The sequence below is a fragment of the Haemophilus sp. HMSC066A11 genome, assembly GCF_001811665.1.
Classification (GTDB): Bacteria; Pseudomonadota; Gammaproteobacteria; order Enterobacterales; family Pasteurellaceae; genus Haemophilus; species Haemophilus influenzae.
Map to the genome: position 1 here is coordinate 165,318 of NZ_KV805878.1, position 26,991 is coordinate 192,308.

Here is a 26,991-nt window from a genome sequence, read left to right on the forward strand (position 1 = left end):
GAAAGGTTCACATTCCTAAAAGGATTTAACTTTGCCTCGCAGACCGCCATTCTGGCTCACTTTACTTATCATCTTAATCGGGCTTCCGTTATGTTTGCCGTTTCTGTATGTCATTTTTCGTGCGACAGAAGTGGGATTAACGCGAAGTGTTGAGCTATTGTTTCGCCCTCGAATGGCTGAATTATTAAGCAATACAATGCTTTTAATGGTTTGTGTAACTATCGGAGCTATTTCACTTGGCACGCTTTGTGCTTTTTTACTTGAACGTTATCGCTTTTTCGGTAAAGCTTTTTTTGAAGTGGCGATGACGTTACCCCTTTGTATTCCCGCCTTTGTAAGTTGTTTTACTTGGATCAGCCTCACATTCCGCGTTGAGGGTTTTTGGGGAACAATTGGTATTATGACATTAAGTTCATTTCCTTTGGCTTATTTGCCCGTTTCCGCTATATTAAAAAGACTTGATCGTTCTCTTGAAGAAGTAAGCCTTTCGCTTGGTAAAAGCCCTGTGTATACCTTTTGGTATGCTATTTTCCCGCAACTTAAACCCGCCATTGGTAGTAGTATCTTACTAATTGCTTTACATATGTTGGTCGAATTTGGTGCAGTGTCAATTTTAAATTATCAAACCTTTACCACTGCCATTTTCCAAGAATATGAAATGTCTTTTAACAACAGCACTGCTGCATTATTATCCGCCGTTTTAATGGCGATTTGTATACTTATTGTTTTTGGGGAAATTTTCTTTCGTGGAAAACAAACCCTTTACCACAGTGGAAAAGGTGTTACGCGTCCTTATCTCGTAAAAACACTTTCCTTTGGAAAACAATGTTTAACCTTCGGATTTTTCTCTAGCATATTCATTTTAAGCATTGGCGTGCCTGTGATTATGTTAATTTACTGGCTTATCGTGGGGACTTCACTTGAAAGTGCGGGCGATTTTTCAGAATTTTTATCGGCATTCAGCAATTCATTTATCATTTCAGGCTTAGGCGCATTGCTTACCGTAATGTGCGCCTTGCCATTAGTTTGGGCAGCTGTTCGTTACCGTAGTTATTTAACGATTTGGATCGACCGCTTGCCATATCTATTACACGCTGTGCCAGGCTTAGTCATTGCCTTATCATTAGTCTATTTTTCCATCCATTACGCTAACGACCTATATCAAACTTTTTTTGTGATTATCATTGCCTACTTTATGCTCTATTTGCCAATGGCACAAACTACATTAAGAGCGTCTTTAGAGCAACTTTCCGATCAAATTGAAAAAGTCGGACAAAGTCTTGGGCGAAACCCTTTCTATATTTTTCGCACCTTGACGCTACCAGCCATATTACCAGGTGTGGCCGCCGCATTTGCTTTGGTTTTTTTGAATTTAATGAAAGAGCTTACCGCGACGCTTTTGCTCACATCAAATGATATTAAAACCTTATCCATTGCTGTGTGGGAACATACCAGCGATGCGCAATATGCTGCCGCCACCCCTTATGCGTTAATGCTCGTTCTTTTTTCGGGTATTCCTGTATTTTTATTGAAAAAATATGCGTTTAAATAAAATGATAAATAATCCGTTATTAACCGTTAAAAATCTCAATAAATTTTTTAATGAACAACAAGTTCTGCACGATATTTCATTCAGCTTACGACGCGGAGAAATCCTCTTTTTACTTGGATCTTCAGGCTGTGGCAAAACTACATTATTACGTGCCATTGCAGGTTTTGAACAACCCTCTAATGGCGAAATTTGGCTAAAAGAGCGGTTAATTTTTGGCGAGAATTTTAATCTTCCAACGCAACAACGTCATCTCGGTTATGTGGTGCAAGAGGGCGTACTTTTTCCTCACTTAAATGTCTATCGCAACATTGCTTACGGATTAGGCAACGGCAAAGGAAAAAATAGCGAAGAAAAAACGCGGATTGAGCAAATAATGCAACTAACGGGTATTTTTGAACTGGCGGATCGCTTTCCACATCAACTTTCAGGCGGACAACAACAACGCGTAGCATTGGCGCGCGCTTTAGCCCCTAATCCAGAACTGATTTTATTAGACGAACCTTTCAGTGCCTTAGACGAGCATCTTCGCCAACAAATTCGCCAAGAGATGCTCCAAGCACTTCGCCAAAGCGGTGCTTCCGCAATTTTCGTTACTCACGACCGTGATGAAGCCTTACGCTACGCTGATAAAATCGCCATTATTCAGCAAGGTAAAATTTTACAAATCGATACGCCTCGCACCCTTTATTGGTCGCCTAATCATCTTGAAACAGCAAAATTTATGGGGGAAAGTATTGTTTTGCCTGCAAATCTGCTCGATGAAAATACCGCTCAATGCCAATTAGGCAATATTCCTATAAAAAATAAATCAATCTCACAAAATCAAGGTAGGATTTTGCTTCGCCTAGAACAATTTAGCCTGTTTAAAACATCAGAAAATCCAACCGCACTTTTTAATGGACAAATAAAACAAATTGAATTTAAAGGAAAAATTACCTCCATTCAAATTGAAATTAATGGCTACGCAATATGGATTGAGAACGTTATTTCTCCCGATTTATCTATTGGCGATAATTTGCCTGTTTATTTACATAAAAAAGGGCTTTTTTACGCTTAACAATAAAGCCTTATCTTCACAATAAGGCTTATTTTTAAACAATATATTCGGAAAAAATTTGTTCAAGATGTGATATTAAACAGTCTGCGCCTAAAATATTTTCCCCTTTCCACGCCTGTTGCAAAATCTCTGGAGAAAATTGCTGGCTTGCCAATTCAGCTAACGGCAAATAACTGATATGCCAAGGCTCCCGCCCCACTTTCTTATTGGACTGCATATTCATAAAAGGCAAAGCAAAATCAAAGTGCGGTAAATTTTCGGCAAGAAATTCACTCAATTCAAAGAAGTAGCCGCCTTTTTCATATTCCCAAGGCTCTAGTTGTAAAGATTGCCCTTGTGGCAAAAGATCAGGATCAAAAATATCCACTTCCGTTCCCCAATGATGACGGCTCGCCCCTGGCAATGCAGACCAACGTAAAATCGCCTGACATTTTTGCCAGTCATCTAATTGGCTTAAATCTAATGCCTTTCCTGTGTCATCATGGACTTTTCTCTCGCCTTTAAATTTGCTGTTCCAAATAAGTTGTTGGCGTTCAAAATCACGAAAACTACTCGCAGGCTGTAAATTAAAGCCATTTTTTGCCGCACTTTGTTGCAAAGCTTGAAATGCTTGCACAGCTTGCGTTTGCAAAAAATGATTTGATGAATGAGTTGTGGGTAAATTGACTAAATGCTCACGGGACTTTCCTGTAAGCATTTCTAGGGTTAATTTCATTTTAGCTATCCAATAAATTCACTAACATTTTGTGATAAATTTCACCGCACTTGCCAAGGTCTTCTACACTGACACATTCATTGACTTTATGAATGCTTGAATTTAACGGGCCAAATTCCACTACTTCTGCGCCCATCAATGCAATAAAACGACCGTCTGACGTGCCACCACCTGTTTCAGCCTTTGGCGTTATGCCTGTGATTTCCTCAATAGCGGAGGTTATCGAATCTAATAATTTACCTGGTTTTGTTAAAAAGGGTTTGCCTGATAAATTCCATTCAATACGATATTTCAAATTATGTTTTGCTAGCATTTCAGCCACTTTTTGCTTAATGATTTCATCCGTGACTTCTGTGCAATAACGCAAATTGAACTGAATATATAACTCAGCAGGAATTACATTATTACTTCCCGTACCTGCGTGAATGTTAGCAATTTGTAGGCTTGTTGGCGGAAAAAATTCATTACCTTTATCCCATTGATAGGTCGTTAATTCTTGCAAAAACGGGGCGGCTTTATGGATTGGATTTTCAGCTAAATGCGGATAGGCCACGTGTCCTTGAATACCTTGAATATAAAGGTTTCCCGTAATTGAGCCGCGGCGACCATTTTTGACAACATCGCCTAAGTTTTTAGCACTCGATGGCTCGCCAACCATACAATAAGTAATTTTTTCATCACGCGTCATTAACGTCTCAACCACGCGTATAGTTCCATCTTTTGCAGCAGCCTCTTCATCAGAGGTAATCAATAATGCAATGGTGCCTTTATGGTTAGGATTTGCTTTTACGTATTCTTCTGCCGCCACAATCATTGCTGCAAGGGAGCCTTTCATATCCGCCGCACCACGCCCATAAAGTATGCCATCAATAATCTCCGCAGAAAACGGCGGAGACGACCACTGATTTTCATCGCCAGTAGGCACAACATCCGTATGTCCTACAAACGCAATAACTGGCTCGCTCGTTCCGTGTTTTGCCCACAAATTCAACGTGTCATTAAAAGGCATCCATTCAATTTGAAAACCTAATTTTTCTAAACCTTCGGCAATAATTTGCTGACAGCCTTCGTCATTTGGGCTAATAGACGGGCGACGAATTAAATCTTGCGCCAACGAAACCACTTTTTCTTTCATAAAAACTCCTAAGAAAATAACCGCACTTTAAGCAAAAGCAGCCTGATATTCCTTTTCATTAAATCCAATTAATGCCTTCCCATCTTGTAAAATAATTGGGCGTTTAATTAAAGTTGGATTCTCAGCCAACACGGAAAGTGCGGTGGTTTTATCAAGAGAATTTTTAACTTGCTCATCCAAATTACGCCAAGTTGTACTGCGTTTATTCACTAACACATCCCAGCCAAATTGAGTTTCCGCTTGGGTTAAAAAATTCAAATCTAACCCATCAATACGGTAATCATGGAGTTTATATTCAATATTGTGATCCGCCAACCATTTCAACGCTTTCTTTACTGTATCGCAATTTTTAATACCGTAAACTGTAATCATATTTCACCTAAAAAAGAAAAATCCTCAATCTAATCAGATTGAGGATTTTAACCCTTATGCTACTTCATCTCAAATGAATTAACCTAACAACTTATTGATACGTTTAATAAACGCAGCTGGATTTTCCAAAGATCCGCGCTCTGCTAACATAGCTTGTTCAAGCAACAGTTCCACCCAATCAGCAAATTCAGTTTCATCTGCAATATCCGCTACTTTTTTCACTAAATGATGTTCTGGATTCAGTTCAAATGTGTATTTTACTTCTGGTACAGGTTGCCCTGCGGCTGCAAACAATTTCGCCATTTGGGTCGTCATTTGATCGTTATCCGTAGAAACCACCGCTGGTGTATCCGTTAAATTGTGAGTTAAACGCACCGTTTTTACCCGTTCGCCAAGCAAGTTTTTCACACGCTCAATAAAACTACCAAAGGCTTCATCTTGTTGTTTTTGTGTTTCAGATTCTTTATCGGCTAAATCGCCTAAATCCAAATCTGCTTTCGTGATACTTTGTAATTGTTTACCGTCAAATTCAGTTAAATAGCTTAACATCCATTCATCAATGCGATCGGAAAGCAACAAAACCTCAATGCCTTTTTTATTGAATAATTCCAAGTGTGGGCTATTTTTCGCTGCAACATAACTATCCGCTGTAATGTAATAGATAGCTTTTTGCCCCTCTTTCATACGCAAGATGTAATCTTCTAAAGAGACAGCTTGCTCACTACCATCATTATGTGTCGAAGCAAAACGCAATAACTTCGCGACAGTTTCTTTGTTAGCAAAATCTTCTGTAGGACCTTCTTTCAAGACTAAACCAAACTCTTTCCAGAATTGAAGATATTTTTCTGCATCATCTTTTGCTAATTTTTCTAGCATTTGTAATGAACGCTTAGTTAATGCTTTGCGTAATGCAGCCGTAATTTTGTTATCCTGTAAAATTTCACGAGATACATTTAATGGCAAATCATTACTATCGATTAAACCACGCATAAAACGTAGATAATTCGGCATAAATTGCTCAGCATCATCCATAATAAATACACGTTGAACATAAAGTTTTAAGCCGTGTTTATGTTCGCGATTAAATAAATCCCAAGGTGCTTTAGCTGGCACATAAAGCAAACTAGTATATGCTTGATTTCCTTCAACTTTGTTATGCGCCCAAGTCACAGGATCAGCAAAATCGTGGCTTAAGTGTTTGTAAAACGCTTTGTATTCCTCATCAGACACATCATTTTTAGAACGCGTCCAAAGCGCATCGGATTTATTAATTTTCTCCCATTTTTCACCGCACTCTTTGCCTTCATCATCGTATTCTTTCGTCAGCATTTCCACTGGCAAGCCAATATGGTCAGAATATTTACCGATAATTTCACGCAAACGCCATTCGTTTAAAAATTCTTTTTCATCTTCGCGTAAATGTAAAATCACATCTGTGCCACGGGATTTTTTCTCAATATCCGCCACAGAATATTCGCCTTCACCCGCAGATTCCCAAAGTACGGCTTTATCCGCCTCTTCGCCAGCTGCTCTGGTTTTTACAGTCACTTTATCTGCCACAATAAAAGCTGAATAAAAACCCACACCAAATTGCCCAATAAGCTGGCTATTTTTTGCTTGATCTTGACCAAGTGCGGTTAAAAATTCTTTTGTTCCTGATTTTGCAATCGTACCCAAATGATCGATGACTTGCTCACGGGTCATGCCAATGCCGTTATCGCTAATTGTGATAGTGCCTTTATCCGCATCAAAGCTAACACGCACACGCAAGTCGCCATCGCCTTCATATAAAGCAGGGTTGGAAAGTGCTTTAAAGCGTAATTTATCTGCTGCATCAGAAGCATTAGAAATCAATTCACGTAAGAAAATTTCTTTGTTAGAGTACAAAGAATGAATCATTAATTGGAGTAGTTGTTTGACTTCAGATTGGAATCCGCGAGTTTCTTGATTTTGTGACATAATTTTTTCCTTCATAAAGATAAAAATTGAACGTCACAGATATAAGAATAAAAAGAAAGATTTCAAGGGGAATTTAAGAGGAAAAGTGCGGTAAAAAAACACAAGGAATTTAAACCGCACTTTAAATAAAAAATTTCTTATTTCCCCTTGATCGCTATAAACTTATGTATATAATGAATTCTGTTTTAGATACTAGATAGTAATTTAATAGTAATGAAACTTGGCTAGTGCATTCCCCCACTCCTTTCGCACTAGCCATTTTTTTGGGAATTTTGTACCATATCCCAACTTTTTCCAATCAACGATCCATTATGAATAATCTCGAACTTGAACAACTCATTAATCAAAAACTTTCTTCTGATAAAATCAATGACTATGCGCCCAACGGCTTACAAGTCGAAGGTAAAACAGAAATCAAAAAAATCATTACTGGCGTAACGGCGAGTCAGGCTTTAATTGATTACGCAATCAGCAAAAACGCCGATGCGATTTTGGTTCATCACGGCTATTTTTGGAAAAGTGAAAACCCTTGTATTCGAGGAATGAAAGGCAAGCGAATTAAAGCCCTTTTAGTGAACGACATTAATTTATATGGCTATCACTTGCCATTAGATGTGCACCCAGAATTAGGTAACAATGCACAATTAGCCAAACTGCTCGACATTGAAAATTTACAACCATTAGAAAAAGGCTCTGTGAGTATTCCTGTTTGGGGCGAATTAAAAGAACCGATGACAGGTGAAAAATTTGCAGAAAAAATAGAAAAAGTGTTAAATCGAAAACCGTTAATTTGCATTGAAAACGGACCGCACTTAATCCGAAAAATTGGCATCTGTACCGGTGGCGGACAAGGTTATATTGATCTTGCTGCAGAACAAGGCTGCGACGCATTTATTACAGGGGAAGTGTCAGAACAAACAATCCATTCTGCCCGTGAGCAAGGATTGCATTTCTTCTCTGCAGGTCATCACGCAACAGAACGCTATGGCATCAAGGCATTAGGCGAATGGTTGGCGAAAGAATATGGCTTTGACGTAGAATTTAAAGATATAGATAATCCAGCATAAAATACAAAAGTGCGGTAAAATTTACTTAATTTTTTACCACACGCTTTCTTCTCTATAAGATCCTACAATCATAACTAATAACAATTAGCTTCCTTTAATAAAAGAAAAAATTGAATGCCCATTAAAAATAAGCAACAATACCCAAAAAATTTCATAATATTAAGTGGGAACAAATATGGAGCATTCTGTTCATAACAAACTGGTTTCTTTTATTTGGAGTATTGCAGACGATTGTCTGCGCGATGTGTATGTGCGCGGTAAATATCGTGATGTGATCTTGCCGATGTTTGTGCTTCGTCGTTTGGACACCTTGCTTGAGCCAAGCAAAGATGCCGTATTGGAAGAAATGCGTTTTCAAAAAGAAGAATTGGCATTCACCGAATTGGATGACCTTCCCCTCAAAAAAATTACCGGCTATGTTTTTTATAACACCTCGAAATGGACATTAAAATCCCTCTATCAAACCGCCGGCAATACGCCGCAGCATATGCTGGCGAATTTTGAAGAATATCTTGACGGTTTCAGCACCAACGTGCAGGAAATCATCAAATGCTTCAAGCTGAGCGAACAAATCCGCCATATGTCTCATAAAAATGTTTTGCTGAGTGTGTTGGAAAAATTTGTATCGCCCTATATCAATCTTACCCCTAAAGAACAACAAGACCCTGAGGACAACAAATTACCAGCGCTGACCAATCTGGGCATGGGCTATGTATTTGAAGAGCTGATTCGTAAATTTAACGAAGAAAACAACGAAGAAGCTGGCGAACACTTTACCCCGCGCGAAGTGATCGAGCTGATGACGCATTTAGTCTTTGATCCGCTCAAAGACCAAATTCCGGCCATTATTACGATTTACGACCCAGCTTGCGGCAGCGGTGGCATGCTGACCGAGTCGCAAAACTTTATTGAGCAAAAATATCCGCTATCTGAATCACAAGGCGAGCGTTCCATCTTTTTGTTTGGTAAAGAAACCAATGATGAAACCTATGCCATTTGTAAATCTGACATGATGATTAAAGGTGATAATCCCGAAAACATCAAAGTCGGCTCAACCCTTGCTACAGATAGCTTCCAAGGTAATCACTTTGACTTTATGCTTTCCAACCCGCCATATGGCAAAAGCTGGAGCAAAGATCAAGCCTATATCAAAGACGGCAATGAGGTTATCGACAGTCGCTTTAAAGTTACCTTACCAGATTACTGGGGCAATGTAGAAACCCTTGATGCCACCCCGCGCTCCAGCGATGGTCAGCTGCTTTTCCTGATGGAAATGGTCAACAAAATGAAATCGCCGAAAAACAACAAAATCGGCAGCCGTGTTGCCTCTGTGCATAACGGCTCAAGCCTGTTTACCGGCGATGCAGGTTCAGGAGAAAGCAACATTCGTCGCCATATTATTGAAAAAGATTTGCTCGAAGCCATCGTACAGCTGCCTAATAATCTGTTTTATAACACAGGCATTACCACTTATATTTGGTTGCTGTCCAACAACAAACCCGAAGCACGCAAAGGCAAAGTTCAGCTCATTGATGCCGGCCTCTTGTTCCGTAAATTGCGTAAAAACCTCGGCGATAAAAACTGCGAATTTGCACCTGAACATATCGCCGAAATTACCCAAAACTATCTTGATTTCACTGCCAAAGCGCGCGAAACCGACAGCCAAAATGAAGCGGTCGGCCTGGCTTCGCAGATTTTTGACAATCAAGATTTCGGCTATTACAAAGTCACCATCGAACGCCCGGATCGCCGTTCTGCCCAATTTACCGCCGAAAATATCGCGCCTTTACGGTTTGACAAGGCTTTGTTTGAGCCGATGCAATATCTTTATCAGCAACATGGCGAACAAGTTTACAACGCAGAATATTTGGCCAAAACCGAGCCAGAAATCAGCACTTGGTGTGAGGCGCAAGGCATTGCCTTAAACAACAAAAACAAGGCAAAGCTGCTGGATGTCAAAACGTGGGAAAAAGCTGCCACACTTTTTCAGACGGCCTCAACCTTGCTCGAACATTTCGGCTCAACCCAATTTGACGATTTCAACCAATTCAAACAAGCAGTGGAAGGCCGTCTGAAAACCGAAAAAATCCCCCTTTCTGCCACAGAGAAAAAGGCCATTTTCAATGCCGTAAGCTGGTACAACGAAAATGCCGCTAAAGTGATTGCCAAAACACTCAAGCTCAAACCAAACGAATTGGATGCTCTTTGCCAACGCTACCAATGCCAAGCCGACGAGCTAGCAGACTTTGGCTATTACGCCACCGGCAAAGCAGGCGAATATATCCAATATGAAACCAGCAGCGACTTGCGCGACAGCGAATCCATACCGCTCAAACAAAATATCCTCGATTATTTCAAAGCCGAAGTGCAACCGCACATCAGCGAAGCATGGCTGAATATGGAAAACGTGAAAATCGGCTATGAAATCAGCTTCAACAAATACTTCTACCGCCACAAACCATTACGCAGCCTTGCAGAAGTTGCCCAAGATATTTTGGCGTTGGAAAAACAGGCTGACGGCTTGATTAGTGAGATTCTAGAGGCTTAATGAAAAAACTGTTAAGCAAGTTTTTATAGGTCTTAAGCAAGGAAATTAAAAAGCAAATAATATATTGAAAAATAATGAATTTTATCTTTTAAGCAAGATTTAGCATGAAATAAGCAAGGAATAATAATGACAGAACCGCTTTCTAAAATTAACGGCATTATCACAAAAAATTATTTAGAGACGCAGCCGGAAAACCAATATTTTGAGCGTAAAGGATTAGGAGAAAGAGGCATCAAGCCAACTAAAATAGCAGAAGAATTAGTTGGAATGCTCAATGCTGATGGCGGAGTTTTGGCTTTTGGTGTGGCAGATAATGGCGAAATCCAAGACCTGAATAGTCTTGCCGAGCGATTAGATGATTATCGGAAATTGGTTTTCGATTTTATTGCACCGCCTTGTCGGATTGAACTGGAAGAAATTCTGGTTGATGGAAAATTAGTTTTCTTATTCCACGTAGAGCAAGATTTAGAGCGTATTTATTGTCGCAAAGACAATGAAAATGTGTTCTTACGTGTAGCAGATAGTAATCGAGGCCCTCTCACCAGAGAACAAATCAAAAATCTTGAATATGATAAAAATATCCGTCTATTTGAAGATGAAATAGTTCCTGATTTTAATGAAGAAGATTTAGATCAAGAATTATTAGAGCTATATAAAAAGAAAGTTAATTTTACCTCCGATAATATCTTAGATTTGTTATACAAGCGAAATTTATTAACCAAAAAGGAAGGTTGTTATCAGTTTAAAAAATCAGCCATTTTACTCTTTTCTACCATGCCGGAACGTTACATTCCTTCAGCATCAGTCCGCTATGTTCGTTATGAAGGTACAGTAGCGAAAGTCGGTACTGAGCATAATGTGATAAAAGACCAACGTTTTGAAAATAATATTCCAAGGCTAATTAAGGAGCTGACTTATTTTTTAAGAGCCTCTTTAAGAGATTATTACTTTCTTGATGTCAATCAGGGAAAATTTATCAAAGTACCGGAATATCCTGAAGAAGCTTGGTTAGAAGGTGTTGTAAATGCGCTTTGTCATCGTTCTTACAATGTTCAAGGTAATGTTATTTATATTAAACATTTCGACGATCGTCTTGAAATTAGTAATAGTGGCCCTCTCCCTGCTCAAGTCACCATTGAAAATATTAAAACGGAACGATTCGCTCGGAATCCACGTATGGCACGAGTTTTAGAAGATTTTGGGTATGTCCGTCAGCTTAATGAAGGCGTTTCCCGTATTTATGAATCAATGGAAAAATCATTATTGGCAAAGCCTGAATATAGAGAACAACACAACAATGTTTATCTAACATTGCGCAACCGTGTTACCGCACATGAAAAAACGGTATCTACAGCCACTATGCTGCAGATTGAAAAAGAATGGACAAACTACAACGACACCCAAAAAGCCATTTTGCTTTATCTGTTTACAAATGGTACGGCGATATTGTCAGAATTGGTTGACCATACAAAAATCAACCTGAATTCGATCCGAGCGTATTTAAATGCCTTTATTCAGCAAGGTATTATTGAAAGACAAAGTGTAAAACAGCGTGATCCCAATGCCAAATATGCTTTTAGAAAAGATTAAGTAAGGTTTATCGCTTGCTAAGCAAGGAAATTGACAATGCTTAACTTGCTGAAAAATAATGATTTTTATCTTTTAAGCAAGATTTGGCATGAAATAAGCAAGTTTTTTTATAGTTAAACGGACAACAAATTGCATCAATAAGAGCGGTCAGATTTTAAGGATTTTTTGCAAATGAGACGATACGAGAGTTACAAGGATTCAGGTGTGGATTGGCTAGGGGAGGTACCGAGCCATTGGGAGTTAAAACGCTTGAAATAATTATTTGTTGAAAAAAAACATAAGCAAAGCCTGTCTCTTAATTGTGGAGCCATTAGTTTTGGTAAAGTTATTGAAAAATCGGATGATAAAGTAACAGAGGCAACAAAACGTTCATATCAAGAGGTGTTAAAAGGCGAGTTTTTAATAAATCCTTTAAACTTAAATTATGACCTAATTAGTTTGAGAATTGCTTTATCAGAAATAGACGTTGTTGTAAGTGCCGGTTACATTGTTTTAAAAGAAAAACAAATAATTAATAAAAAATACTTTTCGTATTTATTACATAGATACGATGTTGCATATATGAAATTATTAGGTTCAGGTGTAAGACAAACGATTAACTATGGGCATATTTCAGACAGTATTTTGGTTATTCCACCTCTCTCCGAACAACAAAAAATCGCGCAATTCCTAGACGATAAAACCGCCAAAATCGATCGGGCGGTGGATTTAGCGGAAAAGCAGATTGCCCTGCTGAAAGAACACAAGCAGATTCTGATTCAAAATGCCGTAACCCGTGGCTTAAACCCCGATGTACCGTTAAAAGATTCCGGTGTGGAATGGATAGGGCAAGTGCCGGAGCATTGGGATATTAAGCGATTTCGCAATCTTTTCGATTTCGGAAAAGGATTAAGCATTACAAAAGAAAACTTGCAAGATGAAGGAATTCCTTGCGTAAATTATGGTGAAGTTCATTCCAGGTATGGATTTGAAGTTATACCAGAAAGAGATGCATTAAAATGCGTAGATAGTAAATACCTAGTATTTAATAACTCGATGTTAAATAAAGGTGATTTCGTTTTTGCAGATACATCTGAAGACATTGAAGGTTCAGGAAATTTTACTTATTTAAATAGTAGTACAAGAATTTTTGCAGGCTATCATACTGTTATAACTAGATTAAAAATAACGGCTATTCACCGTTATATTGCTTATTATTTTGATTCTTTATCATTTAGAAATCAGATCCGAAACAAAGTAAAAGGGGTAAAAGTTTTTAGTATTACTCAGTCAATTTTAAAAGGTACTTTTGTGTTATTACCAAATTTGAAAGAACAGCAACAAATCGCAGACTACCTAGACACACAAACCGCTAAAATCGACCAAGCAATCGCATTAAAAACAGCCCATATTGAAAAGCTGAAGGAGTATAAAAGCGTGTTGATTAACGATGTGGTGACCGGCAAGGTGCGGGTATAGGTGTGAAAAGTGCGGTCAAAAAATCCGATGGATTTTGAATATTGGCTGCGGTGCAACTTAGACGTAATGAATAAATTTAAAAAAATTCACAAAAGGGCGAAAAATGGTTTCAGGAACTAAGGAAAAAGATTTGGAAATTGCCATCGAAAAAGCCTTAACCGGCACTTGGCGTGAAAACATGGAAAATAAGCTGGGCGAGCCGAAAGCAGAATACCACCTGCCACGCCATCATGGTTTTGAACTGGCATTTTCACAGGATTTTGATGCACAGTTTGCCATTGACACGCGTCTATTTTGGCAATTCCTGCAAACCAGCCAAAAGGCAGAACTTGCCCGTTTTCAACAGCTAAACCCAAACGACTGGCAACGTAAAATTCTAGAGCGGTTAGACCGCCAAATAAAGAAAAACGGCGTACTACATTTGCTCAAAAAAGGCTTGGATATTGATAGCGCTCATTTTGATTTGCTCTACCCCGTTCCGCTTGCCAGCAGCGGCGAAAAGGTCAAACAGCGTTTTGAGCAAAATCTGTTTAGCTGTATGCGACAAGTGCCTTATTCTGCCTCAAGCAATGAAACGGTGGATATGGTGCTGTTTGTCAATGGCTTGCCAATCATTACCCTTGAGCTGAAAAACCATTGGACAGGTCAGACGGCCATTGATGCCCAAAAACAATACCGCAACCGAGATTTAAGCCAAACACTGTTTCACTTCGGGCGTTGTTTGGCGTATTTTGCCTTAGATACGGAAGAAGCTTATATGACCACCAAATTGGCGGGGCCTGCTACGTTTTTCTTGCCGTTTAATTTGGGCAACAACTGCGGTAAGGGCAATCCACTCAATCCCAACGGACACCGCACGTCGTATTTATGGCAAGAGGTGTTCAGCAAAGCCAGCCTTGCCAACATTATTCAGCATTTTATGCGTTTAGATGGGTCAACCAAAGATCCACTGGAGAAACGCTCGCTCTTTTTCCCTCGCTATCATCAATTAGAGGTGGTGCGCCGTTTGATTGCTGATGTCAGTGAACAAGGCGTGGGCAAACGCTATTTAATTCAACACTCTGCCGGCTCGGGTAAATCCAATTCCATTACTTGGTTAGCGTATCAGTTGATTGAGGCTTATCCGTGCAATGAAAAGGCGGCAAACGGCAGGGAGGCAGACCGCCCGATTTTTGATTCGGTGATTGTTGTTACCGACCGTCGTTTGCTTGATAAACAGTTGCGTGACAACATTAAAGATTTTTCTGAAGTCAAAAATATTGTTGCGCCGGCGTTGAGTTCGGCAGAATTGCGCCAATCGCTTGAGCAGGGCAAAAAAATCATTATTACCACGATTCAAAAATTCCCGTTTATTGTGGATGGCATTGCTGATTTGGGTGATAAACAATTTGCGGTGATTATTGATGAGGCGCACAGCTCACAATCAGGTTCGGCACACGACAATATGAACCGAGCCATCGGTAAAACGGAAGACCTTGATGCCGAAGATGTGCAAGATTTGATTTTACAAGCGATGCAATCCCGCAAAATGCGCGGCAATGCGTCGTATTTTGCTTTCACCGCCACACCGAAAAACAGCACTTTGGAAAAATTCGGCGAAAAACAGGCGGATGGCAAGTTTAAGCCGTTCCACCTTTATTCTATGAAGCAGGCGATTGAAGAAGGCTTTATTTTGGATGTAATCGCGAATTACACCACTTATAAAAGTTTTTATGAGATCACTAAATCGATTGAAGATAATCCGGAGTTTGACAGCAAGAAGGCTCAAGGCCGTCTGAAGGCCTATGTGGAGCGTTCGCAACAAACGATTGATACCAAGGCGGAAATTATGCTGGATCATTTTATCCGGCAAATCTTTAGCCGTAAAAAACTCAAAGGCAAAGCCAAGGGAATGGTGGTAACGCAAAATATTGAAACCGCCATCCGCTATTTTCAGGCGTTAAAACACTTGCTGGCCGGGCGGGGTAATCCATTTAAAATTGCGATTGCGTTTTCAGGCAGTAAAGTGGTTGACGGTGTCGAATACACCGAAGCGGAAATGAACGGCTTTGCAGAAAGCGAAACCAAAGAGTATTTCGATCAAGATGAATATCGTTTGCTGGTGGTCGCCAATAAATATCTGACCGGTTTCGATCAGCCGAAATTGTGTGCCATGTATGTGGATAAGAAACTCTCCGGCGTGCTTTGCGTGCAGGCTTTATCTCGTTTGAATCGCAGTGCGAATAAGTTGAGTAAACGCACGGAAGATTTGTTTGTATTGGACTTTTTTAACAGCGTTGAAGATATTCAGCAGGCATTTGAGCCGTTTTATACTTCTACTTCGTTGTCGCAGGCAACCGATGTCAATGTCTTGCATGATTTGAAAGACCGGTTGGATGAAACCGGCGTGTACGAACAAGCGGAGGTCAACGATTTTACTGAAGGCTATTTTGCCAATAAAGACGCACAGCAATTAAGCAGTATGATTGATGTGGCTGTCCAACGTTTTGATGATGAATTGGATTTGGATCGAAATGAAAAAGTTGATTTTAAAATCAAGGCAAAACAGTTTTTAAAAATCTACGGGCAAACGGCCTCCATCATCAATTTTGAAAATATCGCTTGGGAAAAGCTCTATTGGTTCCTCAAATTCTTAGTGCCGAAATTAAAAGTACAAGACCCGATGGATGAATTTGATGAAATTTTAGATGCTGTGGATTTAAGCTCTTACGGCTTGGCGCGTACCAAACTGAATTACAGCATTAAATTAGATGATGAAGAAACAGGGCTTGACCCGCAAAACCCCAATCCGCGCGGTACGCATAGTGAAGATAAAGAAAAAGATCCGATTGATGAAATTATTCGTGTATTTAACGAAAGATGGTTTCAAGATTGGAGCGCAACGCCGGATGAGCAACGGGTAAAATTTATCAATATTACCGAGCGCATCCGTAGCCATAAAGACTTTGAGCAAAAATATCAAAACAACCCGGATATTCATACCCGTGAATTGGCTTTCCAAGCCATTTTGCGCGATGTCATGAGCGAACGCCATAGGGATGAATTAGAGCTATACAAACTCTTTGCCAAAGATGCCGCATTTAGAACCGCTTGGACGCAAAGTTTGCAACGGGCTTTGGCTGGATAGAAAAGATTGCCTGAAAAATTAACGTTCGGCTCTCCTTTTCTATCTAAATTAATATCATCGTAAACATTAATTAATTTTTTCACATACTTAAAAGAGAAAATTAAATATAGTTTCCATAACAGCAACGTCGTTAATTAGAATAATTTATAAATTAGCTATAATTCATAAAACACAAAAGTGCGGTAAAAATATTTCTTTTTTAACCGCACTTTTATCTTCTGAAATTATCGTTTAAACATTCCGCCAAGACCGCCTAAGCCTCCGCCCATTAAGCCTTGCATTCCACGCATCATTTTAGCCATGCCACCTTTACGCATTTTCTTCATCATACGTTGCATTTCATCGAATTGTTTAAGTAATTTATTGACATCTTGCACCTGAGTGCCAGAGCCTAATGCAATACGACGACGGCGAGATCCTTTGATAATATCTGGGTTGGCACGTTCTTTTAGGGTCATGGAGTTAATGATCGCTTCCATTTTGATAAACATTTTGTCATCTACTTGATTTTTAACGTGATCAGGCAAATTTTTTGCACCTGGTAATTTCTCAAGCATAGACATCATGCCACCCATTTTTTTCATTTCGATCAGCTGTTCGCGGAAATCATCTAAAGTAAAATCATCGCCTTTCTTGAATTTCTGCGCCATTTTTTCCGCTTTTTCACGATCAACAGAACGTTCAAGATCTTCGATAAGGGAAAGCACATCGCCCATGCCCAAAATACGGGAAGCGACACGATCAGGATGGAACGGCTCAAGCGCTTCTGTTTTCTCGCCCACACCCAAGAATTTGATTGGTTTACCTGTGATTTGACGAATAGATAACGCCGCACCACCGCGTGCATCACCGTCCACTTTCGTCAAAATAACACCCGTAAGCGGTAATGCTTCATTAAAGGCTTTTGCCGTATTGGCCGCATCTTGGCCAGTCATCGCATCAACAGTGAAAAGGGTTTCGATTGGATTTAACGCTGCATGGACTTGCTTGATTTCGTCCATCATTTCTGTATCAACGTGTAGGCGACCTGCCGTATCCACAATCAACACATCGTAGAATTTCAGTTTTGCATCAGCAAGTGCCGCTTTAGCAATATCAACGGGGTTTTGTTTAACATCCGATGGAAAAAAATCCACGCCAACGGATTGAGCCAAGGTTTCAAGTTGCTTAATCGCAGCAGGGCGATATACGTCAGCAGACACCACTAATACTTTCTTTTTATGGCGTTCACGCAAAAATTTTGCCAATTTACCCACGCTGGTGGTTTTACCCGCCCCTTGTAAACCTGCCATTAAGATAACTGCTGGTGGTTGGGTTGCGAGATTTAAACTTTCATTGGCTTCGCCCATGGCTTTTTCAAGCTCACGCTGAACGATTTTTAAGAATTCTTGTCCTGGCGTTAAACTTTTATTGACTTCTTCCCCAAGCGCGCTTTCTTTTACTTTTGCAATAAATTCACGCACCACTGGCAAGGCAACATCGGCTTCAAGTAATGCCATACGCACTTCGCGTAAGGTTTCTTTAATATTATCTTCCGTTAAACGACCTTTTCCTGTGATATTACGTAAGGTTTTGGAAAGGCGATCCGATAAATTCTCAAACATGGCTAACAATCCTGTTTTTCTTAAAAAATTACGCTGATTATACCGAAATTTAGGCGTTTTTCATCATTTCAAATGAAAATGGATTTTTGAGTAGGCGATTTCATGAAGAAAGCATAGGAGATAAGGAAAAAGAATGATTATTTAGCCAATTTCAGGTATTATTCTGCCCACTCTTGGCTATTTGAGCAGCTATTTGATTTAGCAAAATCAAATAACAGGTAAAAAGTGCGGTGAAAAATGACCGCACTTTTTGTTGATTAACGAACAAAAGGATTTTCCCTTGGATAGCATTCCCCTTAGTACTTTATTTATTATTCTTATTATCTGTTTAGTTTTATCAGCCTATTTTTCTGGTTCTGAAACTGGACTACTCTCCCTCAATAAATATCGTCTTCGTTTTCTATCTGAACAAGGCAATAAAGGCGCGAAAAAAGCGGAAAAACTGCTAGAAAAGCCAGATACCTTGTTAAGTTTTATTCTTATTTTTAATAACCTTGTGAATATCAGCGCATCTGCAATTGCAACAGTAATTGGTATGCGTTTATATGGCGATGCCGGCGTGGCGATTGCAACGGGTTTGCTCACTTTCGTAATGCTCGTATTTTCTGAAATATTCCCCAAAACGGTGGCTGCAATGCACGCAGAAAAAGTGAGTTTTTTTTCAAGTCATATTTTAACTTCATTGCTTAAAATCTTTTATCCGCTCGTTTGGTTAATGAATATTTTTACTAAATCCTTGATGCAAATAGTAGGGTTAAAACTTGATATGCAAAAACAAGTAATTAGTAGTGAAGAACTGCGTAGTATTGTGTCAGAAGCGGGCGAAGCAACACCAAATGAACAACATCCACAAATGTTACTGTCTATTTTGGATATGGAAACCGTCACTGTTGATGACATTATGGTTCCCCGCAACGAAATCGGCGGTATAAATATTGATGATGATTGGCGAGCTATTATGCGCCAGCTCAATCACGCCGCACACAATCGTGTTGTACTTTATAAAAGTAGCCTTGATGAACAAGTACTTGGCATTTTGCGCGTGCGTGAAGCATTCCGCTTGCTCCTTGAAAAAAATGAATTTACCAAAGAAACCTTAATTCGTGCCGCAGATGAAGTGTATTTCATTCCTGAAAGCACGCCATTAAAAACGCAACTTGCAAATTTCCGTACAAATAAAGAGCGAATTGGCTTAGTTGTAGATGAATACGGCGATATTAAAGGGCTTGTCACTTTGGAGGATATTTTGGAGGAAATCGTTGGGGATTTTACCACTTCCACCGCCCCAAGCATTGACAAAGAAGTAATTCAACAGTCTGATGGTTCAATGATTATCGATGGCTCCGCTAATCTACGCGATCTCAACAAAATGTTTAACTGGGAATTAGATACAGAAGATGCTCGTACTTTTAATGGTTTAATCTTAGAACACTTAGAGGAAATACCCGACGAAGGTACGATTTGCGAAATTGATGGTTTGCTAATCACTATTCTTGAAGTGGGCGATAATATGATAAAACAGGCGAAAGTCGTCAAACTTTAATCATAAAAAACTCCGCCAAATTGAACCGCACTTTTGACTTGGATCATAAGTGCGGTTCTTTTTTGCGCATTTTTTAGAAAAGATTTTTATAATTCTTTCTAGGTATATTTTGATAGAGAACAAAGATATGGAGCACGAATACCAACGGGCGGTGACTCGCGTGTGCGTACAAACAGCACTGCTCTTGTTACAACATGGGGCAGAAAGTACCGTGGTGGTACAAATGGCACAGCGTTTAGGCGTAGCACTTGGCGTAGAAAGTGTAGAATGTGCGCTTACGGCAAATGCAGTTGTGCTGACGACCTTATCAGATAATCATTGCATTACTACCGCACGAAAAAATACAGATAAAGGCATTAATATGCAAATGGTCACAGATGTTCAGCGCATTGTGATTGCCGTTGAGCATCATTTGTATGACTTAGAGATCGCACAAAGAAAACTGGATCAATTAAAACCGCTTAAATATAACCGATGGTTAGTGGTATTTATGATAGGCTTATCTTGTGCGTCATTAGCCCATTTATCTGGTGGCGATTGGATAATTTGCGGCATCACAATATTTATGTTGAAATTACTCGATGATATGCTATTTGCTGCGATTCCAGCGGTGGGCTTTGCTTTAGTATTTAATGTGCCGTCCAAAGCCTTAAAATATTGTGCAATTTTAGCCGCACTTGGGCATGTTACACGCACATTATTACTGCATATTAATATGCCTATTGTATTTGCTACATTCTTTGCCACTTGCGTGATTGGATTTTTAGGCGTGCATCTTTCCCATCGTTATTTAGCCCATCCCAAAGCCTTCACCGTTGCCGCAATTATCCCATGTCTTCACGATCAAAAGAGGATAGAATTAATTGATTAAGATTATTTTCTTGAGAAAACTTAAAATGTGAGGCAATTTGCTGAACAGTTTCATTTTCAACTTTAGCTCTCGCTTTCACAAAATCAGATTGATTTAAAAAAGCCATTAATTGAGCGGATGAAGTAAGAATTTTTGTAAATTCATGATACGCAGAATCTGTCGCCTTACGCTCAATTTTTACCATATCAACAGCATCAGCATCACCACTAACTAAATGGGGCGTGGATTCTAATACAAAGTGCGGTCAATTTTTCTTTATTTTTATACGTTGGCTTTTAAACTGGTTTATTTGAAGAAAGCACGCTAGAATAAGGTTGTTTTCATTTCAACGAAAAAAGTAAGGAAATTCTATGATCGATCCAAATTTACTCCGTAATAATTTAGCAGAAGTCGCAGAAAAATTAAAAGTAAAACGCAACTTTATGCTTGATACGGAAAAACTCACCGCGTTAGAAGATCAGCGCAAAAACTTACAAGTCACTACCGAAAACTTACAAGCGGAACGTAATGCTCGTTCCAAAGCCATTGGTGCTGCTAAAGCACGTGGTGAAGATATCGCACCATTATTGGCAGAAATGGATGATATGGGCAATCAATTGACTGAAGCAAAAGCACAATTAGATGCGGTACTTGCAGAAATCAATCAAATTGCATTAAGTATTCCAAATCTACCCGCAGACGAAGTGCCATTAGGCAAAGATGACACAGAAAATAAAGAAATCTTACGTTGGGGTACACCGCGTACATTTGATTTTGAAGTCAAAGATCATATCACTTTGGGTGAAGAAGCAAATGGCTTAGATTTTGCTGCTGGGGCTAAATTAGCTGGTGCGCGTTTCGCCGTAATGAAAGGTCAAATCGCTAAAATGCACCGTGCATTGGCACAATTCATGTTAGATCTTCATACGGAACAACACGGCTATTTAGAAACCTATGTGCCTTATTTAGTAAATCACGCCACACTTTATGGAACAGGGCAATTACCAAAATTCGGGGAAGATTTATTCCATACTTTAGCCTTACAAGGCGAACAACCTTACGCATTAATTCCAACCGCAGAAGTGCCCGTCACTAATTTAGTGCGTGACGTGATTATTGATGAAGCAAAATTACCAATAAAAATGACCGCACATACGCCATGTTTCCGTTCTGAAGCAGGCTCTTACGGTCGTGATACTCGTGGTTTAATTCGTATGCACCAATTTGATAAAGTAGAAATGGTACAAATCGTTGATCCAGATAAATCAATGGAAGCACTTGAAGAATTAACAGGTCATGCGGAAAAAGTATTGCAATTATTAAATTTACCATACCGTAAAGTTTTACTTTGCACAGGCGATATGGGCTTTGGTTCTTGCAAAACTTACGATTTAGAAGTTTGGGTGCCTGCACAAAATACTTATCGAGAAATTTCTTCTTGCTCAAATATGTGGGATTTCCAAGCTCGCCGTATGCAAGCTCGCTGTAAAGCAAAAGGCGATAAGAAAACTCGCTTAGTGCACACATTAAATGGTTCAGGCTTAGCGGTTGGTCGTACTTTAGTAGCTGTGCTTGAAAACTATCAAAATGCCGATGGTTCAATCACCGTACCAGAAGTGCTACGTCCATATATGGGCGGATTAGACGTTATCGGCAAATAATCCTTCTAGAAGATAAAAAAGCGTGGATTTTAAAATTTCCACGCTTTTTTATTATCAAAGCCTTACAATAACTGTTTTAAATTTTTTGGTATTCAAGCCAATTAGGAACTTTATCCTATTATAAAATTATATCTATAACATAGAAAATTTATCTTTCAATTGACATCAATATCCAGAGCATTACTCTAAAAAACATATCAAAGTATCTAAATTGTTATAATATTAGTTCACTTTACGATTAAACAATAGTAAGAAGCAATTTTAATAAGTTAGATATTCCACGTATAAAACAGTATAATTCCATCAATAGATCATAAACCAACAGGAGTATTTTATGAAATTATATGGTTTAATTGGTGCGTGTTCATTTGTTCCACATGTGGCATTAGAGTGGGTAAAAATACGTGAAAATGCTGATTATGAATTTGAACCTGTCACTCGTGAGTTAATTAAATCACCTGAATTTTTATCATTGAATCCACGCGGGACAGTACCTGTATTAGTTGATGGCGATTTAGTTCTTTCGCAAAACCAAGCGATTTTGCACTATTTAGATGAACTTTATCCTAATTCAAAATTATTTGGTAGCAAAACCGTACGTGATAAAGCCAAAGTAGCTCGCTGGTTAGCATTTTTTAATTCCGATGTGCATAAATCATTTGTGCCTCTGTTCCGTTTGCCAAACTATGCAAAAGATAACGAAACACTTGCACACACTATTCGCCAACAAGCAGTAGAGCAAATTTTAGATCAACTTGCAGTCGCAAATGAGCATTTAGAAAGTCACATTTATTTTGGAGAAGATATTTCCGTTGCAGATACCTATCTTTACATTATGCTCAATTGGTGTCGAGCAGTGGGTATAAATTTCAGCCACTTAACACAACTTTCGGCTTTTATACAACGTGTTGAGACTGATCAAGCTGTCGAAAATGTGAGAAAAATTGAAGAACTAAAAGTATAAAAAATAATGTTCTATATCTTTGATCTTCTACGAAAAGTTAGACTTATTTAGTTCAAGGACTGAGTTCTATCATTCACATAACTTAGTCCTTTTAGTATATCCTGAATGCGCTCATGGGTAATAATGAATATACCCCTAGAGCGTTTTTCCAGTTCTTCAAACGTCTCAAATCGTTCACCGTAATACATTTCGTTTTTAATCATCCAAAGATGCCTTTCATCTTTTTTAGAATGACATTCTTTGCTTCCAGCTCCAAAATCCAATATTTCAAACGTTCATCTTCAGTGGTTCGGTTTAGATGGCAATTTTAAAATATTTCGGTTCCATGCTTAGGAAACCTCCATGTTTGGGTATCAAGCCATTTATACTTTTTTTTCAAAGACTTGTAACCATCGGATAATAACAGCTGAATCAGCAATACCAAAGTATAAATAGGAAGTTTCTACAAAAATTGCCCATTTTTAACCGTTTGTATCACGTTAAGTTTAAATTTAAGTGAGTAATTTCGCTTCTTACCCAACACAGCTAACCCATTGATTCTACTATGATTAAACTGGTTAATCTAATGTCGCAATGTTCTACTGTCAAGTTGAAAATGTTTACGGATGAGTGAATAATTTTTACCATTTTGAATATAAAATTCGATGACTTGTTGTTTGAAAAGAGTGTTGTATTTGGCTATAAAAAATCTGCATCTTACAATTAATTTATATAAGTAAAAATATCTTGCTTTTATCATCGTTAAACTTAGAATAAATGTAAATAATTATCATTAAGATTTAAGGGTATATATGAATATTTTAATTAATAAACGTATCTTTTTATTAGTTACCCTTGTAGGTATTCAACTAAATGTAACCGCAAAACAAAATTCTTCTAATTCTAATAGAGAGGAGTTATTACCTATTATTGTGAACACTAATGATGATAGTAATAAACTACCTGGTCGTTCAGTATTAAAACAGAAAAATATCGAACAACAACAAGCTGATAATGCAGCAAATTTAATTAATATCTTGCCAGGTGTGAATATGGCTGGCGGGTTTCGCCCTGGTGGTCAAACATTAAATATTAATGGAATGGGTGATGCTGAAGATGTTAGAGTGCAGTTAGATGGGGCTACAAAAAGTTTTGAAAAATACCAACAGGGTTCTATTTTTATTGAGCCTGAATTATTAAGAAGAGTAACAGTAGACAAAGGAAATTATTCTCCTCAATATGGTAATGGTGGTTTTGCTGGAACAGTAAAATTTGAAACCAAGGATGCTAGGGATTTCTTGCAAGAAAACCAGAAAATAGGTGGTTTTTTAAAGTATGGAAATAATAGCAATAATAACCAAAAAACTTATAGTACTGCACTAGTTTTACAAAATGAACAAAAAAATATTGATTTATTATTATTTGGTTCTGTAAGAAATGCTGGCGATTATAAAAGACCCGATAATAGCAAAATTCTTTTTTCAAAAAATAATCAAAAAACCGGATTAATAAAATTAAATTGGCAAATTTCACCCGAGCATTTACTCACATTATCGAGTGTTTATGGTATTCATAAAGGCTGGGAGCCTTTCGCAGCAAAAAGAGATATCCTACCTAAACCAAGTTTGAAGGATATAATGAGTTATGGTGCTGATATTGCTTGGAAACGTAAACTGGTTTATCGAGATCAAAAAGATGAAAATTACACATTAAAATACAACTATCTACCTGAAAATAACCCATGGATTAACTTATCTACTCAGTTCAGCTACAGTAAAACCACACAAAATGATACTCGCCCCGAAAAAGCCTCTTCTGTATTTTTGGGTACACTCGGTAATCAAAGCTGGATAACTTATTCAGATCTTACTTTTGATATAAATAACACAAGTACTTTTAATATTAAAAGTACTCGGCATGAACTATTATTTGGTTTGCAATGGTTAAAAAATACAAGACATACTTTAATGTATGATAAAAGTAAAGTGAGAAAAGCGGATTATAATTATGGCTATTTCCAACCCTATTATATGCCATCTGGACGTCAATATACACAGGCGTTTTATTTACAAGATCAAATAAAATGGAAAAATATAATTTTTAGCACAGGAGTGCGTTATGACCATATCAATAATATAGGGCAGAAAAATTTAGCACCACAATATAATGATATATCTGCAGGGCATAATTATTCTCAGAAAAATTATAATGGCTGGTCTTATTATTTAGGTCTTAAGTATGATGTAAACCATTATTTAAGTTTATTTACAAATTTTAGTAGAACTTGGCGTGCACCTGTTATTGATGAACAATATGAGACGCAATATAAGCAATCTTCTGGGCCTGTAACAGCAACCTCTTTAAATTTAGAAAAAGAAATGATTAATCAAACGAGAGTGGGTGGAATTATTACTCTCAATCATCTATTTCAGGAAAATGATGCTTTTCAATTTAGAACTACTTATTTTTACAATCGCGGCAAGAATGAAATATTTAAAACCAGAGGAGTTAATTGTGTAGGCAATGCTGCAGATACCAATCATGTTTGTCCTAAACCCATTGGAAATTATCGTAATTTTCCAGGTTATGTTATTCAAGGTGCAGAGTTAGAAGCTTATTATCAATCCACTTATTTATTTGGTGAGCTAACATATTCTTATGTAAAAGGAAAACGTGACACCTCACCAAGAAACCCATGGGGTAAAACCTCAACATGGATTGCTGAAATTCCCCCTAGAAAAGCAACTACTGCTTTAGGTTTTAATATTCCCAAATATAATTTTACAGCTGGCTGGCGTGCTGAGTTTGTAAGAAGACAAGATCGATCGCCATTATCTGGTGATCCTAAAGCATCATATTGGTCATTGCCAGCTTCAAAAGGATATAGCCTACATAGCTTATTTCTTTCTTGGACTCCTGAAAAAATTAAAGGTATGAATATTAAGATTACGGTGGATAATTTATTTAACCGAGCATATAACCCTTATCTAGGCGAATTAGCTTCTGGAACAGGTAGGAATATCAAATTTAGCCTATCTCAGAAATTTTAGAATAAATAGCCCGATTGAATCTAATCGGGCTTTATCATAACTATAATTTCCTATACTAATTTTAGTATTCTTTAAAGAGCAAATTTAAATAATAAATCCAAATAAGTACGACATCTTAAATTATAGATAAATATCAAAATTATGTTTTATCTTTACCCTATTACTTTCCATAATAGAAACTAAACTTACCTAAAAATTTAAATATAATTTAAAATCTAGCATCTAGCTTAACAACAAAGTCAATACACATTTCTTCTAGTTTTCCTTTCTTTCCGATTAATATACCCCAAACTATATAGCCTGTTGTTCTCACTAACTTTCCTACTATAGGAATATCATTAGAATAAGCTATGAAGAAGAAAGTTAAAACAGAGGCATTATGTAATATAAGTTATTTATATAATTTAACATAACTTTCCATATAACAACAACGCATCTTTATAACATAATTGCAATGTATTCTGTTTTAAATTTATAGCAATTACCTAAATAGTAAAGAGTACGAATAAAGTACATATAGGCTATTAATTACTTTAAAAAAATTAAAATATATTTGTAGATTTATGGACAATTACATTTATCCTTTAAAAGATGGTTAATCTAGAGAAATTTTTTACAGCAATACAACAAGTTTACAAGGAATTCAAATATTTCTAATTTTTAGACAAAAACAAAAACCCCAGCTCTTCAACTAGGGTTCTGTTTTTATGTGATTTAGATTTGTATCTGATAACCTGGCGGTGCCCTACTCTCACATGGG

General features: G+C 38.0%; 19 protein-coding genes and 1 pseudogene. 12 read left to right on the forward strand and 8 right to left on the reverse strand.

Features of this window, described 5'->3' with window-relative positions:
- Positions 1-31: 31 nt before the first annotated feature.
- Positions 32-1,552, forward strand: coding sequence for an ABC transporter permease (locus HMPREF2813_RS07685; RefSeq protein WP_013525475.1), 1,521 nt, complete (start codon positions 32-34; stop codon positions 1,550-1,552).
- Positions 1,539-2,609, forward strand: coding sequence for a heme ABC transporter ATP-binding protein FbpC (gene fbpC / locus HMPREF2813_RS07690; RefSeq protein ID WP_041174611.1), 1,071 nt, complete (start codon positions 1,539-1,541; stop codon positions 2,607-2,609). Before HMPREF2813_RS07685 ends, fbpC begins: the two co-directional genes overlap by 14 nt.
- Before the next feature lie 34 nt (positions 2,610-2,643).
- Here the strand turns inward: fbpC and HMPREF2813_RS07695 are convergent, their stop codons facing one another.
- From HMPREF2813_RS07695 to htpG, 4 genes are all read right to left on the reverse strand, one after another.
- Positions 2,644-3,324: a M15 family metallopeptidase gene (locus HMPREF2813_RS07695; RefSeq protein ID WP_014550593.1), complete on the reverse strand. Its 681-nt coding sequence runs from the start codon at positions 3,322-3,324 to the stop codon at positions 2,644-2,646.
- Position 3,325: 1 nt separating this feature from the next.
- Positions 3,326-4,459: a succinyl-diaminopimelate desuccinylase gene (gene dapE, locus HMPREF2813_RS07700; RefSeq protein WP_011961809.1), complete on the reverse strand. Its 1,134-nt coding sequence runs from the start codon at positions 4,457-4,459 to the stop codon at positions 3,326-3,328.
- A gap of 27 nt (positions 4,460-4,486) precedes the next feature.
- The gene (locus HMPREF2813_RS07705; RefSeq protein WP_011961808.1) at positions 4,487-4,831 is read right to left on the reverse strand and encodes an ArsC family reductase; all 345 of its coding nucleotides are present in this window, start codon (positions 4,829-4,831) and stop codon (positions 4,487-4,489) included.
- Positions 4,832-4,909: 78 nt separating this feature from the next.
- Positions 4,910-6,790, reverse strand: a complete 1,881-nt coding sequence (htpG, locus tag HMPREF2813_RS07710) for a molecular chaperone HtpG (protein WP_041174610.1) — start codon at positions 6,788-6,790, stop codon at positions 4,910-4,912.
- 311 nt (positions 6,791-7,101) lie between these two features.
- On the opposite strand from htpG, the gene HMPREF2813_RS07715 reads away from it, so the two are divergent.
- The 5 genes from HMPREF2813_RS07715 to HMPREF2813_RS07735 all read left to right on the forward strand — a co-directional run bounded on the left by HMPREF2813_RS07715 (position 7,102) and on the right by HMPREF2813_RS07735 (position 16,580).
- Positions 7,102-7,857, forward strand: coding sequence for a Nif3-like dinuclear metal center hexameric protein (locus HMPREF2813_RS07715; RefSeq protein ID WP_011961806.1), 756 nt, complete (start codon positions 7,102-7,104; stop codon positions 7,855-7,857).
- A 175-nt stretch (positions 7,858-8,032) separates the two neighbouring features.
- Positions 8,033-10,405, forward strand: a complete 2,373-nt coding sequence (locus HMPREF2813_RS07720; protein ID WP_011961805.1) for a type I restriction-modification system subunit M — start codon at positions 8,033-8,035, stop codon at positions 10,403-10,405.
- 126 nt (positions 10,406-10,531) lie between these two features.
- Positions 10,532-11,995, forward strand: coding sequence for an ATP-binding protein (locus HMPREF2813_RS07725; protein ID WP_011961804.1), 1,464 nt, complete (start codon positions 10,532-10,534; stop codon positions 11,993-11,995).
- Between the two features lie 381 nt (positions 11,996-12,376).
- Positions 12,377-13,453: a restriction endonuclease subunit S gene (locus HMPREF2813_RS07730; protein WP_005689977.1), complete on the forward strand. Its 1,077-nt coding sequence runs from the start codon at positions 12,377-12,379 to the stop codon at positions 13,451-13,453.
- 103 nt (positions 13,454-13,556) lie between these two features.
- Positions 13,557-16,580 carry a type I restriction endonuclease subunit R gene (locus tag HMPREF2813_RS07735; RefSeq protein WP_014550591.1) on the forward strand — a complete coding sequence of 1,008 codons (3,024 nt, stop codon included), beginning with the start codon at positions 13,557-13,559 and terminating at the stop codon, positions 16,578-16,580.
- 224 nt (positions 16,581-16,804) lie between these two features.
- Here the strand turns inward: HMPREF2813_RS07735 and ffh are convergent, their stop codons facing one another.
- Complete coding sequence (gene ffh / locus HMPREF2813_RS07740) at positions 16,805-18,184, reverse strand: signal recognition particle protein (protein WP_005687647.1); 1,380 nt, start codon at positions 18,182-18,184, stop codon at positions 16,805-16,807.
- A gap of 280 nt (positions 18,185-18,464) precedes the next feature.
- Here ffh and HMPREF2813_RS07745 point away from each other — a divergent pair, with 280 nt between their 5' ends.
- Both HMPREF2813_RS07745 and HMPREF2813_RS07750 read left to right on the forward strand, forming a co-directional pair.
- Positions 18,465-19,727 carry an HlyC/CorC family transporter gene (locus HMPREF2813_RS07745; RefSeq protein ID WP_005654254.1) on the forward strand — a complete coding sequence of 421 codons (1,263 nt, stop codon included), beginning with the start codon at positions 18,465-18,467 and terminating at the stop codon, positions 19,725-19,727.
- 127 nt (positions 19,728-19,854) lie between these two features.
- Positions 19,855-20,598 (forward strand): threonine/serine exporter family protein, encoded by a 744-nt coding sequence (locus tag HMPREF2813_RS07750; protein WP_005687649.1) that lies wholly within the window; start codon positions 19,855-19,857, stop codon positions 20,596-20,598.
- On the opposite strand, the gene HMPREF2813_RS07755 is transcribed toward HMPREF2813_RS07750, so the two are convergent.
- Entirely contained in the window at positions 20,552-20,782 is a 231-nt protein-coding gene (locus tag HMPREF2813_RS07755) for a hypothetical protein (protein WP_005687651.1), read from the reverse strand. The genes HMPREF2813_RS07750 and HMPREF2813_RS07755 overlap by 47 nt on opposite strands.
- Before the next feature lie 166 nt (positions 20,783-20,948).
- Between HMPREF2813_RS07755 and serS the strand changes: the two genes are divergently transcribed.
- Positions 20,949-22,238 carry a serine--tRNA ligase gene (serS, locus tag HMPREF2813_RS07760; protein ID WP_005687652.1) on the forward strand — a complete coding sequence of 430 codons (1,290 nt, stop codon included), beginning with the start codon at positions 20,949-20,951 and terminating at the stop codon, positions 22,236-22,238.
- A 334-nt stretch (positions 22,239-22,572) separates the two neighbouring features.
- The gene (locus HMPREF2813_RS07765) at positions 22,573-23,202 is read left to right on the forward strand and encodes a glutathione S-transferase family protein (RefSeq protein WP_014550590.1); all 630 of its coding nucleotides are present in this window, start codon (positions 22,573-22,575) and stop codon (positions 23,200-23,202) included.
- A gap of 47 nt (positions 23,203-23,249) precedes the next feature.
- Here the strand turns inward: HMPREF2813_RS07765 and HMPREF2813_RS10160 are convergent, their stop codons facing one another.
- Positions 23,250-23,405 carry an IS3 family transposase gene (locus tag HMPREF2813_RS10160; protein WP_005687654.1) on the reverse strand — a complete coding sequence of 52 codons (156 nt, stop codon included), beginning with the start codon at positions 23,403-23,405 and terminating at the stop codon, positions 23,250-23,252.
- Positions 23,406-23,419: 14 nt separating this feature from the next.
- Positions 23,420-23,884 (reverse strand): annotated as a pseudogene (locus tag HMPREF2813_RS10025) (helix-turn-helix domain-containing protein); the annotation flags it as partial.
- 109 nt (positions 23,885-23,993) lie between these two features.
- Between HMPREF2813_RS10025 and HMPREF2813_RS07780 the strand changes: the two are divergent.
- The gene (locus tag HMPREF2813_RS07780) at positions 23,994-26,231 is read left to right on the forward strand and encodes a TonB-dependent hemoglobin/transferrin/lactoferrin family receptor (protein ID WP_014550589.1); all 2,238 of its coding nucleotides are present in this window, start codon (positions 23,994-23,996) and stop codon (positions 26,229-26,231) included.
- Positions 26,232-26,991: the final 760 nt, after the last annotated feature.